Source organism: Streptomyces sp. NBC_00454 (assembly GCF_041434015.1).
Lineage (GTDB): Bacteria > Actinomycetota > Actinomycetes > Streptomycetales > Streptomycetaceae > Streptomyces.
This window is the reverse complement of record NZ_CP107907.1, coordinates 2,964,992-2,977,739: the sequence shown is the minus strand read 5'-3', so window position 1 is coordinate 2,977,739 and position 12,748 is coordinate 2,964,992. Positions and strand designations below refer to the sequence as shown.

Here is a 12,748-nt window from a genome sequence, read left to right as displayed (position 1 = left end):
GCCCAATAGCAGATCTCGGCTTGACTGCGCTGGAGCCTCACACTTGTAATTTCACTCGTGTCGTTACGTAGCGATGAGTAACGGCAACACCACGGGGACGCACAGACAGAGCGAGGGGCGCACATGACCGAGCTGGTTCAGGAACTGCTGGTCGAGGAGGCGGACGAAGAGCTCGGATGGCAGGAGCGAGCTCTCTGCGCCCAGACCGACCCCGAGTCCTTCTTTCCGGAGAAGGGCGGCTCCACCCGCGAGGCCAAGAAGGTCTGCCTCGCGTGCGAAGTCCGCTCCGAATGCCTTGAGTACGCCCTCGCCAACGACGAGCGATTCGGCATCTGGGGCGGCCTGTCCGAGCGCGAGCGCCGGCGTCTGAAGAAGGCCGCCGTCTGAAACGCCCTCGGCGCGCGGCGATCGGCGCCCACGGCACCACGTACGACATATCCGACGGCGACCCCGACGGCATATCCACCGGCATAGCCGACCGTGCCCGCGACAGTACGCACCGCCGTACGCATAGCGGCACAAATGGCAGTACAACGAACAGCACGGCAAGCAGTACGACGAGCAGAGCAAACGGTCCGCCTCCCGCACCTTCCCCGCAGGAGGCGGACCGACTTGTTCCCAGCCGTTAGTGTGGGGCGCTGTCCAGCAGCCTCCGAGGGCACAACACCCCCGGACCCCCGGCCGGAGGGCCCGTACCGCGATGTCCCTGCACAGCCAGTCGAGCGCCTCCCACCAGGCTGCCGCCGCACCAGAGTTCCCCCGGCACGTCGTCACCGCGGTCCTCGTCGCCCACGACGGCTCCCGCTGGCTGCCCCGGACCCTCGCGGGCCTCCTCGGTCAGGAGCGCCCCGCCCAGAACCACATCGCCGCGGACACCGGCAGCGCCGACGACTCCGCGCGCCTGCTCGGCGAGGCCTTCGGCGACGAACGCGTCGTGCACCTCGCCCGCCGCACCGGCTTCGGCGCCGCGGTCGAGGAAGCCGCCCGCACCGCAGGCACCCTGAGCCCCGAAGACCTCCCGTACCTCAAGCGCCCCTCCGGCTGGGATCCCGTCAGCCGCACCTGGCGCGACGACACGTACGACCTGCCCGAACTGCCCCACGGCGAACCCGTCCAGTGGCTCTGGCTGCTCCACGACGACTGCGCACCCGAGCCCGACGCCCTCGCCGAACTCCTGCGCGTCGCCGAGGAGAACCCCGACGCCGCCGTCATCGGCCCCAAACTGCGCGGCTGGTACGACAAGAAGCAGCTCCTCGAAGTCGGCGTCACCATCGCCCGCAGCGGCCGCCGCTGGACCGGACTCGACCGCCGCGAACAGGACCAGGGCCAGCACGACCAGGTCCAGCCCGTCCTCTCCGTCTCCACCGCCGGCATGCTGATCCGCCGCGACGTGTACGACGCCCTCGGCGGCTTCGACCGCCGACTGCCCCTCATGCGCGACGACGTCGACCTGTGCTGGCGGGCCCAGAGCGCCGGCCACACCGTCCTCATCGCCCCCGACGCCGTCGTCCGGCACGCCGAGGCCTCCGCCCGCGAACGCCGCACCGTCGACTGCGCCGGCCGCACCACCGCCAGCCCGCACCGCGTGGACAAGGCCGGCGCCGTCTACACGATGCTGGCCAACAGCTCCGGCCGCGCCCTCCCGTACGTCCTGCTCCGCGTCCTCGTCGGCACCCTCCTGCGCGCCCTCGCCTATCTCATCGGCAAGGCGCCCGGACAGGCCGTCGACGAGATCACCGGCCTCCTCGCCACCCTCCTGCGCCCCGGCCGGATCCTCGCCGCCCGCAAGGCCCGGCGCCGTCCCGCCGTCCCCGCCAAGGAACTGCGCCCCCTCTTCCCGCCGCCCGGCGCCACCCTGCGCGCCAACGCCGAACAGCTCGCGGGCTACTTCGGCGCCGACGGCGACACCGACACCAGCAACGCGGGCCGGCACGGCGGAGCCGTCGAATCCGGACCCGGCGGAGACGACGCCGACTACCTGGAGATCGAACAGTTCGCGCGCCTCAAGCGGATCGCCCGCAAGCCCGCGCCCGTCCTCTTCGGACTCCTCCTGCTCGTCTCCGTCGTCGCCTGCCGCTCCCTCCTCGGAGGCGGCGCCCTCATGGGCGGCGCCCTGCTCCCCGCCCCCGGCAGCGGACCCGCCCTCTGGCACGTCTACGCCGACGACTGGCAGCCCGTCGGCACCGGCACCACCACCGGCGCACCCCCCTACCTCGCGGTCCTCGGAGCCCTCTCCACCCTGCTCTTCGGGTCCACCAACGCCGCTCTGACCCTGCTCCTGGTCTGCTCCGTCCCGCTCGCCGGACTCAGCGCCTACTTCGCCTCCCGGCCGCTCGTCGAATCCCGGCTGCTGCGCGCCTGGGCCGCCGTCGCCTACGCCTTCCTGCCCGCCGTCACCGGAGCCCTCGCCGGCGGCCGCCTGGGCACCGCCGTCCTGGCGATCCTGCTCCCGCTCATCGCCCGCTCCGCCGTCGCCGCCTTCGGATTCGACAGCGCGGCCGGTGGCGACGGCCCCGGGGGCAGCTGGCGTTCGGCCTGGACCTACACCCTCCTGCTGACCCTGGCCACCGCCTTCACCCCCGTCGTCTGGCCGCTCGCCGCCGTACTCGCGGCCGCCGCCCTCGTCCTGCGCCGCGCGCACTGGAAGACGTACGGACCGCGCCTCCTCGCGATGCTCGCCGTCCCGCTCCTGGTCCTCGCACCCTGGTCGCTGAGCCTGCTCCTGCACCCCACCCGCTTCCTGCACGAGGCCGGACTGCCCTACGGAGCCGGCTCGGCCACCGCCCTGGACCTGCTCGGCATCAGCCCCGGCGGACCCCGCACCGCCGGCGGGCTGATCCTCATCGGCATCGTGCTCGCCGCCCTGGGCGCCCTGCTGCGCACCGACCGGCAGTTCGCCGTCCGCACCGCCTGGGCCACCGCGCTCGCCGCGCTCGTCCTGGCCGTCCTCGTCAACCGCAGCGCCTGGGCCGGCCCCGCCACCCTCGTCTACGGACTCGCCCTGCTGGCCGCCGCCACAGTCGGCGCCGACGGAGCCAGGGAACGCGTCGCCGCCCGCAGCTTCGGCTGGCGCCAGCCGCTCGCCGCCCTCATCGCACTGGCCGCCGCAGCCGGACCCCTGATCGGCGCGGCCGGCTGGATGCTCAGCGGCGCCGCCGGACCGCTGGAGCGCCGCGACCCCGTACAGGTGCCCGCCTTCGTCGCCGAAGAGAGCGGCACCCGCGACCAGGCCCGCACCCTGGTCATCGGCGCCACCTCGCCCGCCGCCCTCTCGTACAGCCTCGTCCGCGGCTCCGGCGGCCGCCTGGGCGACGCCGAACTCGCCGACCAGGCCGGCAGCGACACCCGCCTCGACAAGGTCGTCTCCAGCCTCGTCGCCGGATCCGGCGCCGACCAGAGCGACCAGCTCGGCGGCTTCGCCATCCGCTACGTCCTGGTCCGCGACGGAGCCCCGCAGGAGATCGGCCGCGTCCTCGACGCCACCCCGGGCCTCAGCCGCCTCAGCAAGCTCGAAGGCAGCGCCCTGTGGCGCGTGGACCGCCAGGTCGCCAGGGCCGTCATCGTCTCCGCCAAGCCCGGCGAGGCGCCCATCCCCGTCGCCTCCGGCCCCGTCGAAGCCCACACCAAGATCCCGGCGGGCGAGGCGGGCCGCACCCTGCGCATCGCCGACACGGCGGCCCCCGGCTGGCAGGCCACCCTCGACGGCAAGCCCCTCAAGGCCAAGACGCTGGACGGCTGGGCCCAGGGCTTCGAACTCCCCGCCTCCGGCGGCCGTCTCGACCTCGTCCACCAGGACGCCCTCACCCGCACCGCCTGGCACTGGGCCCAGGGCCTGCTCGCCCTCGTGCTCCTGGTCATGGCCCTCCCGGGCCGCCGCACCAGCCTCGACGACGACCTCCCCGAAGAGGAGACCGCGCCCGCCGAGGAGGCCGGCGAGGGCCGCCGCGCCCGCCGGCTGCGCGAACAGTCCGAGGCGGAGGCCGAAGCCCCCGCCGAGGCGGCCGTCGCGGCCGACCCGTACGCGCAGATCCCGCAGCAACAGGCGTACGGGGACGACGCGTACGCCTACCAGCAGGCGTACGTGGACCAGGACGGCTACGCCTACGGCGGCCAGGAACCGCAGCAGCAGGCGCCGAACCAGCCGCAGCACCAGCCGCAGCACCAGCCGCAGTACGAGCAGTACGAGCCCTACCCGTACCCGCAGCAGCCCCAGCAGCCGCCGCAGTACGGGGAACAGCAGCCGTACCAGGAACCGCAGCAGCAGTACGAGCAGTACCCGTACGAGCCCTACGACGCCTATGGACAGCCGCACGACGGACAGCACGACGGGCAGCACGTCCCGCGTCCGGACGGGAGCCCCCAGCAGTGAAGCAGCGCGTACCCCTGACGCTCGCCGCCGTGACGGCCGCGCTGGCCGCCGTCACCGGCCTGGCCACCCTCATCGCGCCCACCGCGGACGGCGCCCCCGCCGCCGCGTCCGGCAAGGCCGCGGCCCGGATGCCGGTGGAGCGGTCCCTGCTGGTGTGCCCCGCACCCAGCACCTCCGACATCGCCGAGACCGTGTACACCTCGATCACCCCGGGCGCGGCCGCCACCGGCGGCAAGGGCACGGCCCGGCTGCTCGGCGCGACCAAGGACGCCAAGCCGGTACTGGAACTCAAGGAGCCCGCAAAGCCCGTCGGCGCCAAGGCCTCCGGCGCCGAGGCCCCCGCGCTCACCGGCACCGCCGACGGGTTCCTCGCCCCCGGCTGGACCGCGCAGCAGACCACCGTGGTCTCCGTCGGCCGCACCCGCGGACTCCTCGGCACCAGCTGCACCGTGCCCGCCACCGACTTCTGGTTCCCCGCGGTGAGCACCGCCAAGGGGCGCGAGGACTACGTGCACCTCACCAACCCCGACGACAACGCCGCCGTGGTGGACATCAAGCTCTTCGGCCCGGACGGTGCGGTCAAGGCCGAGGCGGGCACCAGCGAGAACATCCGGATCGACCCCAAGTCCAGCAAGGCCATCTCGCTGGCCTCCCTCGCCCCCGGCGCACAGCTCGCGGACCTCACCGCGCACGTGACCACCCGCGCCGGCCGGGTCGGGGCCACCGTGCAGGTGGGCGAGGAGGGCGTCGGCTCCGACTGGCTGCCCGCCTCCGTCGACCCGACGGGGACGCTGGTCATGCCGGGCATCCCGGCGGACGCCACCGACGTACGGCTGGTCGTCTTCGCCCCCGGCGAGGAGGACGCGGACCTCAGGATCCGGCTCGCCGCAGCGAGCGGCTCCATCAGCCCGGCGGGCAACGAGGGGATCCACGTCAAGGCCGGGATGACCGCCAGCGTCGACCTCAAGGACGTCACCCGCGGCGAACCGGGCTCCCTCGTGCTGTCCCCGTCCGAAGGCAAGCAGACCGTCCCCGTGGTCGCCGCGCTGCGGGTGGTCCGCGGCAGCGGTGCCAAGCAGGACCTCGGCTTCATCCAGGCGGCCGCCCCGGTGGGCAAGCGGGCGACCGTGGCCGACAACCGCACCGACGACAACGCGACGGTGCTCTCCCTGACGGCTACCGGAGCCGACGCGAAGGTCAAGGTGACGGCCTCGCCGGGCACCGAGGGCGGCGAGCCGGCCGGCCAGGAGGTCACCGTCAAGGCGGGTACCACCCAGAAGGTGACGCTCGCCCCGGCGGGCGGCAAGGGCTCCTACGCCCTGACGGTGGAAACCGTCTCCGGCGGTCCGGTCTACGCGTCCCGCACCCTGACCCTGCCGCGCGACGGGACCCCGATGTTCACGGTCCAGACCGCGTCGGACGACCATGCGACGGTCTCGGTCCCCAAGGCCACCCAGGACCTGTCGGTCCTCACGGACTGAGCGGGGCTGACCGGGCCCGCTCAGCCCGAGCGGCCCCGTACCGTGGACGCATGAGTTTCGAGGACATGTTCGGCGAGGTCATGGCCACCAGCGACCGGTTCGGACACCGCCAGCACGTGCACCTCACCTGGCTGGCCGTCCGCCGCCACGGCGTGCCCGCGGCGGCGGACCTCGTCGCCGAAGGCATCCTGCGCACGGCCACCGCGGCCGGCGCCCCGCAGAAGTACCACGCGACGACGACCCGGGCCTGGGTCGAGCTCGTCGGCCGGGCGGCCGGGGACGCGGGGGCCACCGACACCATCGACGCCACCGGCTTCGACGCCTTCGCCGACCGCCACCCCGACCTGCTCGACAAGGACCTGCTGTCCCGCTACTACCGCCCCGAGACCCTGGCGGCCGGCAAGGAGACCTGGGTGCGGCCCGACCTCGCGCCGTTCCCCGGGCAGAGCCCGACGGCCTAGGTCGTCTCTTTCGGATCTTGTCGGTCGAGCCGGCGCGGGCCCGGCAAGATCCGGAAGAGACGGCCTAGTCCTGCCCGTACCTCGGGTCCACCGTCTCCGGCGACAGGCCCAGCAGCTCCGCCACCTGCTCCACCACGATCTCGTGCACGAGCATCGCCTTCTCGTCCCGCGTCTTCGTGCGGATCTCCACCGGCCGCCGGAACACCACGATCCGCGCCGGCCGCCCGTCCCCCGCCTCGGCCAGCCCTCCCAGCGGCACCGCCTCGTCGTTCCAGCCGGCGTCCGCGCCGCCCGGCGGGCCGGGGACGTCGCCGACCATGAACTCCACGTCCGCCAGCTGCGGCCAGCGCCGCTCCAGCCGCTCCACGGAATCCCGTACGAGGTCGCCGAAGAGCTCCGCGCGGCTCGCCGACAGCGGCACCTGCGGAGGGGCCACCGGCCCGCGCATCCCCCGACCGTGCCGGTCGCGCCGCCGCACCCGCGGTTCGCCGCCGGCAGCGGCCGGGGCATCGGAGTCGTTAGGAAGGGGAGGCAGGGTGCTGTCCGTCACCCCCGCAGGGTAGCCCGCACACCCCCGCCGGGGCGGGGGTGATCAGCCGACACGGGGGAGCGGCCGGGGGGAGAGTCGTCGCGGCCCGGTCAAGAGTGCGGTACCGTCCAACGTCGTGAGCCTTGTACGTCGCTGTTCGCGCACTGCGTGCGGCCGCCCTGCCGTCGCGACACTGACGTACGTCTACGCCGATTCGACCGCAGTTCTCGGCCCGCTCGCCACCTACGCCGAACCCCACTGCTACGACCTGTGCGCCGAGCATTCGGAGCGCATGACCGCCCCGCGCGGCTGGGACGTCGTGCGTCTCACCGACGGTTCCCCGCCCTCGCGCCCCACCGGCGACGACCTCGAAGCCCTCGCCAACGCCGTACGCGAAGCCGCCCGCCCCCCGGAGCGCACGGCCGAAGCCCGCGGCGCCGCGGGGCAGGGCGGACCCACCACGGGCGAAACCCGGCGCGGGCACCTGCGCGTGCTGCGCTCGCCGGACTCCTGAGCCGGTCCCTCGACTGTTCGAATCGCCCGACTGGCGGCCAGGTGTCCACGGTAGGTTTGCCCCACCGCACATCACCCTCAGGAGGGCAGTCAGTGGCCACCGATCTATCGAACATCGTCAAGGCGTACGACGTACGGGGCGTCGTGCCGGACGAGTGGGACGAGCCCCTGGCCGAACTGTTCGGTGCCGCGTTCGTCGAGGTCACCGGCGCGAGCGCGATCGTCATCGGCCACGACATGCGGCCCTCCTCGCCCGCCCTGTCCGGCGCCTTCGCCCGCGGCGCAGCAGCCCGCGGCGTGGACGTCACCCTGATCGGGCTGTGCTCCACCGACCAGCTGTACTACGCCTCCGGCAAGCTGAACCTGCCCGGCGCCATGTTCACGGCCTCCCACAACCCGGCCCAGTACAACGGCATCAAGCTCTGCCGCGCCGGCGCCGCCCCGGTCGGCCAGGACACCGGCCTGTCCACCATCCGCGAGCTCGCGGAGAAGTGGAGCGACGAGGGCGCCCCCGCGATCCCCGCCGGCACCGTCCCGGGCACCGTCACCGAGCAGGACACCCTCACCGGCTACGCCGCGCACCTCAAGGGCCTGGTGGACCTCGCCGCCATCCGCCCGCTCAAGGTCGTCGTCGACGCGGGCAACGGCATGGGCGGCCACACCGTCCCCACCGTCTTCGCCGGCCTCCCGCTGGACCTCGTCCCCATGTACTTCGAACTGGACGGGACCTTCCCCCACCACGAGGCCAACCCCCTCGACCCGAAGAACATCGTCGACCTCCAGGCCCGCGTGAAGGCCGAAGGAGCCGACCTCGGCATCGCCTTCGACGGCGACGCCGACCGCTGCTTCATCGTCGACGAGCGCGGCGAGGGCGTCTCCCCGTCCGCCATCACCGCCCTGGTCGCCGCCCGCGAGCTGGCCCGCAACGGCGGCACGGGCACCGTGATCCACAACCTGATCACCTCCTGGTCCGTACCCGAGGTCGTCCGCGAACACGGCGGAACCCCCGTCCGCACCCGCGTCGGCCACTCCTTCATCAAGGAGGAGATGGCCAGGACGGGCGCCATCTTCGGCGGCGAGCACTCCGCGCACTACTACTTCAAGGACTTCTGGAACGCGGACACCGGCATGCTCGCCGCGCTCCACGTCCTCGCGGCCCTCGGCGGCCAGGACGGCCCCCTCTCGGACCTGGTCTCCTCCTACGACCGCTACGCGGGCTCCGGCGAGATCAACTCCACGGTCGCCGACCAGGCCGCACGCCTGGCCGCCGTCAAGGAGACATACGGCGGCCAGGAGGACGTCACCCTGGATGAACTCGACGGGCTCACAGTGACGAGCACCGACTGGTGGTTCAACGTACGCGCCTCCAACACCGAGCCGCTGCTGCGCCTGAACGTGGAGGCCCGCGACTCCGCGACCCTCGCCAAGGTCCGCGACGAGGCGCTGGCCCTCATCCGGGCATGACGCCGAACGCCGGCGGGGTTCGCCCGAGGGGCAGATTCAGCCCCGCCGGCGTTTGAGGCGCGGGGGTCCGGGGGCAGAGCCCTCGGCAACGGCGCCGCACCGACACTCCCGGCCCGCACCGCAGATGACTCGGCGGTACGCTGACCTGGCCCATCCGTATCCCGAAGGGAAGCGCACCATGCCGCTCGAAGCCGGTCTCCTGGAGATCCTCGCCTGCCCCGCCTGCCACGCTCCCCTCGAGGACAAGTCGGCAGACGACACGGCTCCCGAGCTGATCTGCACCGGCGGCCGGGAGTGCGGCCTCGCCTACCCGGTCCGCGACGGCATCCCGGTGCTCCTGGTGGACGAGGCGCGCCGACCCGCCTGAGGTTGCCACAGCCACCCCGCGCACACGCTGAGACTGGTTCCGTCACCACCATGGTTCGCTCACCACTGGTCACGTCACAGACATAGCCGGAGGCCGCCAATGCTCGACGAGTCGCTCCTCGACGCACCGGACGATCTCGCCCGTGCCGACCGCCGCGGCCTGCTCCGCGGCGCCGCCGACGCCGGGGCCCGGGTGCGCACCGCGGCCCGGCACGCCGCCGAGGCCGGCCTCGGCGACCTGCGCCCCGACGGCCGCCCCCGCGCGGTCCTCATCGCCGGGCCCGGCACCGCCGCCACCGGAGTCGCCGACCTGCTCGGAGCGCTCGCCGGAGCCTCCGCGCCCGTCATCAGGCTCCACCCCACCGGCGTGGCCCACGCCGCCGGGGCCCTGCGCTGGACCCTGCCCGGCTGGGCCGGACCCGTCGACCTGCTGCTCATCGCCACCACCGACGGGACCGAGCCCGGCCTCGCCGTCCTCGCCGAGCAGGCCTACCGGCGCGGCTCCACCGTCGTTGCCGTGGCCCCCGAACGCTCGCCGCTGAGCGAAGCCGTGGACGGGGCGCACGGGCTCCTGGTACCGATGGCGAAAGCCCCGTACCAGGAGTACGACGAGTCCGCCGCGGCCGGACCCGGCGCCCTGTGGGCCCTGCTCACCCCGCTGCTGGTGCTCCTGGACCGGGTCGGCCTGATCGCCGCCGCCCCCGGCACCCTGGAAGCCGTGGCCGACCGGCTCGACCGCACCGCCGCCCGCTGCGGACCCGCCATCGCCACCTACTCCAACCCGGCCAAGACCCTCGCCTCCGAGCTCGCCGACTCCCTCCCGCTCATCTGGAGCGAGGGCATCGGAGCCGGACCCGCGGGCCGCCGGTTCGCCGCCACCCTCGCCGAGCTCGCCGGCCGCCCCGCACTGGCCGCCGACCTCCCCGAGGCCCTGCCGGCCCACGGAATCCTGCTCGCCGGCTCCTTCGCCGCCGGCGCCGATCCCGATGACTTCTTCCGCGACCGGGTGGAAGAACCGCAGGCCCTTCGCGCACGCATCGTCCTGCTGCGCGACCGGCCCGCAGGCGGACTGACAGCCGCCCCTGCCGCACGAGAGCTCGCCCTCAGCCACGACACGGCCATCAGCGAGCTCGAACCGGAGGAGGGCACCGAGTTGGAACAGCTCGCCGAACTCCTCGCCGTCACGGATTTCGCCACCGCCTACCTGGCGCTGGCCTCCGGGGGACACAGCTGAGGCACGCCCGCGTGCCTCTCTCACCCAGGAAAGACGACCGATGGACCGCCTCACGAACACGATCCGCCCCTACGCCTGGGGATCCACCACCGCGATCCCGCGGCTCCTCGGAGTCGAGCCCACCGGTGAACCCCAGGCCGAGATGTGGATGGGCGCCCACCCGGGCGCACCCTCCCGCCTCGACCGGGGCGCCGGCGAGACCACCCTCTCGGACGTCATCGCCGCCGACCCCGAGCGCGAGCTGGGAGCCGCGGCCGTCGCCAAGTTCGGCCCCCGGCTGCCCTTCCTCCTCAAGCTCCTCGCCGCGGGCGCCCCGCTCTCCCTCCAGGTCCACCCCGACCTGGCACAGGCCAAGGAGGGCTACGAGGACGAGGAACGGCGCGGTGTCCCGATGGACGCCGGCCACCGCAACTACAAGGACCCCAACCACAAGCCCGAGATGATCTGCGCGATCACCCCCTTCGACGGGCTCTGCGGGTTCCGCCCGCCGCTGGAGGCCGCCGAGCTCCTGGAGGGCCTCGGCGTCAACTCCCTGAAGCCCTACGTCGACCTCCTGCGGGCCCACCCCGAGGAGGCGGCCCTGCGCGAGGTGCTCACCGCAGTACTGACCGCCGACCGCACCGAGATGGCCCGCACGGTCACCGAGGCCGCGGCCGCCGCGGCACGGCTCGGGGGCCCGTACGAGCCGTACGCCTCACTGGTCCACGACTACCCGGGCGACCCGGGCGTGATCGCGGCCATGCTGCTCAACCACGTCCGACTCCAGCCCGGCGAAGCGATGTTCCTCGGCGCCGGAGTCCCGCACGCCTACATCGACGGCCTCGGCGTCGAACTGCTCGCCAACTCCGACAACGTGCTGCGCGCCGGGCTCACCCCCAAGCACGTGGACGTCCCGGAGCTGCTGAAGGTGGTCGTCTTCGAGCCCAGCGACCCGGGAGTGATGCGCCCCGAGGGCAACGGCGAAGAGGTCTACGAGACCCCCATCGACGAGTTCCGCCTCTCCCGCTTCGTCCTGGCCCCCGGCGGCGCCCCCCGGGTGCTCCCCGACACCGCCCCGCAGATCCTGCTGTGTACGGCGGGCTCCCCGAAGGCCACCTCCCCGGTCTCCGGCGAACTGGCACTGGCCCCGGGGGAGTCGGTGTTCGTACCGGCGGGCGAAAAGGTCGAACTGTCCCAAACCGGCACCGTCTTCCGTGCCACGGTGGTGGTCTGACGTACCGTCCCTCGAGGTGGCTGTGAGAATCTGCGGCCGTAGCGCGGCGTCCCGGACCGGGGCGCCGCACCGAGGAAGGGACACATCGCAACCATGAGCGCGTCGGGCGGAACCAAGGCGATCGTGGCGGCACTCGCCGCCAATCTCGCCATCGCTGTAGCCAAGTTCGTGGCCTTCGTCTTCAGCGGGTCCTCGTCGATGCTCGCGGAAAGCGTCCACTCGCTCGCGGACTCCGGAAACCAGGGCCTGCTGCTGCTCGGCGGCAAGAAGGCCCAGCGCGAGGCGACACCGCAACACCCCTTCGGGTACGGCCGCGAGCGCTACATCTACGCCTTCCTCGTCTCCATCGTGCTGTTCTCCGTCGGTGGCATGTTCGCCATCTACGAGGGCTACTCGAAGATCAGGGACCCGCACGAGATCGAGCACTGGTACTGGCCGATCGGCGTCCTCGTCTTCGCGATCATCGCGGAGTCCTTCTCCTTCCGCACCGCGATCAAGGAGTCGAACGAGATCCGCGGCAGCCTCAGCTGGGGCCAGTTCATCAAGCGCGCCAAGGCCCCCGAGCTCCCCGTGGTCCTCCTGGAAGACCTCGGCGCCCTCGTCGGCCTGGTCCTCGCCCTCGCCGGCGTGGGCATCGCCCTGGCGACCGGCAACGGAGTCTGGGACGGCATCGGCACCCTGTGCATCGGCGTCCTGCTCATCATCATCGCCATCGTGCTGGCCGCCGAGACCAAGTCCCTGCTGCTCGGCGAGGCCGCCGGAACCGAAGAGGTCGACAAGATCAAGGCCGCCGTCGTCGACGGGGACACCGTCACCGGGGTCATCCACATGCGCACCCTGCACCTGGGCCCCGAGGAACTCCTCGTCGCCGCGAAGATCGCCGTCCAGAGCGACGACACGGCGACCGAGGTGGCCAACGCCATCAACGCCGCCGAGGCCCGCATCCGCGCGGCGGTCCCGATCGCCCGCGTGATCTACCTGGAGCCCGACATCTTCAACGCCGAGGCCGCGGCGAAGGGCACCAACCCGGGCCACTGAGCCCGCGCCGCGCGCACCGCAACCGGACACGGAGAGGCCCCCCTGCACCTTCGCAGGGGGGCCTCTGCCGTATCCGGTTA

General features: G+C 73.2%; 11 protein-coding genes. 10 read left to right on the top strand and 1 reads right to left on the bottom strand.

Annotated features, from left to right (window positions below; genetic code table 11):
* The first annotated feature begins 123 nt into the window (after window positions 1-123).
* From OHU74_RS13750 to OHU74_RS13735, 4 genes are all read left to right on the top strand, one after another.
* Window positions 124-387 (top strand): WhiB family transcriptional regulator, encoded by a 264-nt coding sequence (locus tag OHU74_RS13750; protein ID WP_112450237.1) that lies wholly within the window; start codon window positions 124-126, stop codon window positions 385-387.
* A gap of 313 nt (window positions 388-700) precedes the next feature.
* A complete protein-coding gene (locus OHU74_RS13745) occupies window positions 701-4,369 on the top strand; it encodes a glycosyltransferase family 2 protein (protein WP_371616160.1) in 3,669 nt (1,222 codons plus the stop codon).
* Window positions 4,366-5,850: a DUF5719 family protein gene (locus tag OHU74_RS13740; protein WP_371616159.1), complete on the top strand. Its 1,485-nt coding sequence runs from the start codon at window positions 4,366-4,368 to the stop codon at window positions 5,848-5,850. Before OHU74_RS13745 ends, OHU74_RS13740 begins: the two co-directional genes overlap by 4 nt.
* 50 nt (window positions 5,851-5,900) lie before the next feature.
* Entirely contained in the window at window positions 5,901-6,311 is a 411-nt protein-coding gene (locus tag OHU74_RS13735; protein ID WP_371616158.1) for a hypothetical protein, read from the top strand.
* Window positions 6,312-6,375: 64 nt separating this feature from the next.
* On the opposite strand, the gene OHU74_RS13730 is transcribed toward OHU74_RS13735, so the two are convergent.
* Complete coding sequence (locus OHU74_RS13730) at window positions 6,376-6,759, bottom strand: metallopeptidase family protein (protein WP_371616157.1); 384 nt, start codon at window positions 6,757-6,759, stop codon at window positions 6,376-6,378.
* Window positions 6,760-6,976: 217 nt separating this feature from the next.
* On the opposite strand from OHU74_RS13730, the gene OHU74_RS13725 reads away from it, so the two are divergent.
* From OHU74_RS13725 to OHU74_RS13700, 6 genes are all read left to right on the top strand, one after another.
* On the top strand, window positions 6,977-7,354 hold the full coding sequence (locus OHU74_RS13725) for a DUF3499 domain-containing protein (RefSeq protein ID WP_371616156.1): 378 nt from the start codon (window positions 6,977-6,979) through the stop codon (window positions 7,352-7,354).
* Window positions 7,355-7,446: 92 nt separating this feature from the next.
* On the top strand, window positions 7,447-8,817 hold the full coding sequence (locus OHU74_RS13720; protein WP_371616155.1) for a phosphomannomutase/phosphoglucomutase: 1,371 nt from the start codon (window positions 7,447-7,449) through the stop codon (window positions 8,815-8,817).
* Window positions 8,818-8,995: 178 nt separating this feature from the next.
* Window positions 8,996-9,184 carry a Trm112 family protein gene (locus OHU74_RS13715; RefSeq protein WP_371616154.1) on the top strand — a complete coding sequence of 63 codons (189 nt, stop codon included), beginning with the start codon at window positions 8,996-8,998 and terminating at the stop codon, window positions 9,182-9,184.
* Window positions 9,185-9,283: 99 nt separating this feature from the next.
* Window positions 9,284-10,417 carry an SIS domain-containing protein gene (locus tag OHU74_RS13710; protein ID WP_330296674.1) on the top strand — a complete coding sequence of 378 codons (1,134 nt, stop codon included), beginning with the start codon at window positions 9,284-9,286 and terminating at the stop codon, window positions 10,415-10,417.
* A gap of 40 nt (window positions 10,418-10,457) precedes the next feature.
* The gene (manA, locus tag OHU74_RS13705) at window positions 10,458-11,630 is read left to right on the top strand and encodes a mannose-6-phosphate isomerase, class I (protein WP_371616153.1); all 1,173 of its coding nucleotides are present in this window, start codon (window positions 10,458-10,460) and stop codon (window positions 11,628-11,630) included.
* A gap of 93 nt (window positions 11,631-11,723) precedes the next feature.
* Entirely contained in the window at window positions 11,724-12,668 is a 945-nt protein-coding gene (locus OHU74_RS13700; protein WP_371616152.1) for a cation diffusion facilitator family transporter, read from the top strand.
* Window positions 12,669-12,748 lie beyond the last annotated feature (80 nt).

Bases quoted from the DNA above. Each gene is read 5' to 3' on its own strand.
- OHU74_RS13715 (WP_371616154.1), top strand. From the start codon at position 8,996: ATGCCGCTCGAAGCCGGTCTCCTGGAGATCCTCGCCTGCCCCGCCTGC.
- OHU74_RS13735 (WP_371616158.1), top strand. From the start codon at position 5,901: ATGAGTTTCGAGGACATGTTCGGCGAGGTCATGGCCACCAGCGACCGG.
- OHU74_RS13700 (WP_371616152.1), top strand. From the start codon at position 11,724: ATGAGCGCGTCGGGCGGAACCAAGGCGATCGTGGCGGCACTCGCCGCC.
- OHU74_RS13730 (WP_371616157.1), bottom strand. From the start codon at position 6,759: ATGCGCGGGCCGGTGGCCCCTCCGCAGGTGCCGCTGTCGGCGAGCCGC.
- manA (WP_371616153.1), top strand. From the start codon at position 10,458: ATGGACCGCCTCACGAACACGATCCGCCCCTACGCCTGGGGATCCACC.
- OHU74_RS13745 (WP_371616160.1), top strand. From the start codon at position 701: ATGTCCCTGCACAGCCAGTCGAGCGCCTCCCACCAGGCTGCCGCCGCA.
- OHU74_RS13750 (WP_112450237.1), top strand. From the start codon at position 124: ATGACCGAGCTGGTTCAGGAACTGCTGGTCGAGGAGGCGGACGAAGAG.
- OHU74_RS13710 (WP_330296674.1), top strand. From the start codon at position 9,284: ATGCTCGACGAGTCGCTCCTCGACGCACCGGACGATCTCGCCCGTGCC.